This is a genomic window from Actinomyces polynesiensis, from assembly GCF_000820725.1.
Lineage (GTDB): Bacteria > Actinomycetota > Actinomycetes > Actinomycetales > Actinomycetaceae > Pauljensenia > Pauljensenia polynesiensis.
In genome coordinates this window covers 1-2,695 of record NZ_CCXH01000076.1, presented here as the reverse complement: position 1 = coordinate 2,695, position 2,695 = coordinate 1, and the positions used below count along the sequence as shown (strand labels likewise).

At 62.5% G+C, this 2,695-nt stretch carries 4 protein-coding genes; 3 read left to right on the top strand and 1 reads right to left on the bottom strand.

All coding sequences use genetic code 11. The annotated features are described in order from the left end of the window. Positions 1-94: 94 nt before the first annotated feature. The 3 genes from TA90_RS02830 (at position 95) to TA90_RS14485 (ending at position 1,746) form a co-directional block, all read left to right on the top strand. On the top strand, positions 95-811 hold the full coding sequence (locus TA90_RS02830) for a polymorphic toxin-type HINT domain-containing protein (RefSeq protein ID WP_187120076.1): 717 nt from the start codon (positions 95-97) through the stop codon (positions 809-811). Between the two features lie 31 nt (positions 812-842). Beyond that, positions 843-1,262 carry a hypothetical protein gene (locus TA90_RS02825; RefSeq protein ID WP_147513331.1) on the top strand — a complete coding sequence of 140 codons (420 nt, stop codon included), beginning with the start codon at positions 843-845 and terminating at the stop codon, positions 1,260-1,262. 145 nt (positions 1,263-1,407) lie between these two features. Beyond that, positions 1,408-1,746 (top strand): hypothetical protein, encoded by a 339-nt coding sequence (locus TA90_RS14485; RefSeq protein WP_187120075.1) that lies wholly within the window; start codon positions 1,408-1,410, stop codon positions 1,744-1,746. A gap of 212 nt (positions 1,747-1,958) precedes the next feature. Here the strand turns inward: TA90_RS14485 and TA90_RS02820 are convergent. Beyond that, positions 1,959-2,695 (bottom strand): DDE-type integrase/transposase/recombinase (locus TA90_RS02820; RefSeq protein WP_043534510.1); only part of this gene is annotated, 737 nt, incomplete at its 5' end.

Sequence of the window (2,695 nt, the reverse complement as noted above, 5' to 3'; positions counted from 1 at the left end):
GCAGATCACGTCGAGTGTGTCGACTGGTCGGGTTTCGCCGGTGAGGGCGGGTGGGGGGTGTTTGAACAGTTTCACGGGTGCCACGGCGGTGCTCATGGCTGATGGGTCCAGGAAGGCAATCAAGGACGTCCAGGTCGGTGAGGAGGTGGTGGCCACCGACCCCGAGACCGGGCGCAGGGGGGCGCGTGAAGTCGAGGACCTGATCCGTCATTGGGGTCCCCACACGATGGTGGGTGTGGTGTTGTCGGACGGGTCCAGGGTGGAGGCGACCGACCGTCATCCCTTCTGGGTGGAGTCCGAGGGCCGGTGGGTGGATGCCATCGACTTGCATGCTGGTGACACGCTTCTTGCTGCCGACGGCGACCAGGTCACCGTGGACCACCTGGACGTTGGCGAGCGGGTCCTCACCGCCTACAACCTCACCATTGAGGACCTGCACACCTACTATGCTGGCAACGACTCAGTCCTCGTCCACAACACCACCTGCGGTGGCGTATCGAGGGGTTGGAGTGTTGGTGATGACGTCTACTCCCCGACGAGGGCTGGTAATAGGCCGGCTTGGTCAACGGTGCGTGCACGGTTCTGGAAGAATGAGGGCGCAAACCCGGGGCTTGAGCAGTGGGATGACTCGCAGTTGTCGCGCATGGCAACTGGGCGCGCACCACAGCGCTACAACGGCGACAAGGGCGGGATGGAGTCAATGGAGTTGAGTCACGAACCGATTCCCTTCCGCGACGGAGGTACATCAGTGGTTCCGCGTTGGCCACAGGATCACGCTGCAGTTGACTCATACAGGCATCCGGGGTACTGAGATGGGCGATTCGTTGTCAGACCTCTTTGCCGTGCAGAAGACGACGAAGGTCGAATGGGGTGGTCCTCTCTTCAGTCTGTATGAGCTCCCTACTGATGCGAGCCATCTCGTTGTGAGGTTTGTTTCCGCCAGGCCGGACCCGCCCCAGGGTGTTCGCTTGAAGATCCGTGGTGGTGACCTCGAGGTTGAGGGGACGAGGGGTCGTGATTTGGTCTTCTGGGAGGATTCTGCCCCTGAGGAGGTTCGGGTCTCCATCGTGTGGAAGCCGAGGGCAGCCCGGTCGCTTCGCATCTGGAATATCTGGCGCGGTGGTTGTGAGGTGATTCAGGCGTGGCTCGGCAATGCTGGGATGAGGGTTGACGACGACGGACGCAGGCTGCTCCTGCGGTGCAGTGACGGTCGCGGCGAGCCGAACTTCGGTGATCTGGTGGTCGAGGTGGTCCTCACATGAACGCAACCTGCCTTCACCTACTCAGGTTTCTACCTCTCGCGGGGTCACGGCGTGATGGAGGGGATCTTCTTGACAGGGTCGGGATCGTGAATTCATCGGACGTTGCTCACAAGCGCCAGAAGTTTTGCCCCTTACCGTTGGCGGAGTGGTGATGGGCGATCTTGAGATCGAGGTGCTGAGTCTGGTGACCGAGGATTATTACGGTCTTTGGGAGATGGCGGTTCAGGTGCCGGTTGGTCGGGACCGTCTGGTCCGCGTGATCGAGGGGTTGATGGGATCCGGACTGGTCGCTTGGTTCTGTCGTTCGTCGGACACAGCGGAGGCGGTGCATGTGCGTCGCCATATTCCCGAGTCGCCCGAGCTTTCGGACGACTCTCTTTGGCGAGTCCCCGGACCTGTCGACGTTCAATGGCTCCTCGGTTCGACCGACCGTGGCGAGCAAACATACTACGGATCCAGGCACGGTGTAGGACCTGTTGCCTGATGGTGCCGGCGCGGGCATCCGATGGGCTCGCACCCCAGAATGATCAGATTGTTTCGAGCCCTCCACTTCGTGCCAGGTTCATGGACAGTTCGGAGTCGTGTCCTCCATCAAGTCGTCGGACTTCGCAGGAGGCAAGAAGCCACAAAGCGGGAAGGTTCAGCGGGGTCCGATCTCGGTCGTCGGGGAGTACTCGCTTGTCGGGACGGAACTTGTCAAATCAAGTGAGACGTGAGTGTGGGTTCGGGTTTGGCTGGTTCGGGTCGTCGGCGGGCGGGGTCGTTGATGTGCGCGATCGTGGGTAGCTTCGTCGCGATGGGTCGGCGGGTGAAGCGTTCGGGATGTTCCGCGTAGGCAGTGTCGAGCGTGGCCTGCCGCAACTGGCGGACGGCGTCGGCGGTGCCGTGGTGGACGGACGCGGGTGTGTAGTAGCCGATCCCGGAGTGGTAGTGCTCGTGGTTGTATGACGTGATGAATCCGTCCATCCAGGCGCGGGCGTGGCCGATGGAATCGAACCGGTCGGGGTAGTCGGGCTGGTACTTCATCGTCTTGAACTGGGCTTCGCTGTACGGGTTGTCGTTGCTGGTGTGCGGGCGAGAACGCGAGCGGGTGATGTCGAGATCGCTCAACAGCGATGCGAGGGGTTTGGAGGTCATCGCAGCACCCCCGTCGGCGTGGAGCCAGCCGGGCCGGTGCCCGGTCTCGGCGACGATCTGCTCGACGAGATCCGCGGCCAGGGTCCCGTCTTCGACGTTCTCGATGCGCCAGCCCACGACGTAGCGGGAGAAGATGTCGAGGATCACGTAGGCGTGGTACCAGCAGCCCTTGCCGGGGCCGCGGAGTTTCGTGATATCCCACGACCACACCTCCCCTGGCTGGTGGGCGACGAGCTCGGGAATCACCCTCGGCGGGTGGACCTGTTGTCGGCGTCGTTCGCCGGACTGCCCGGCAT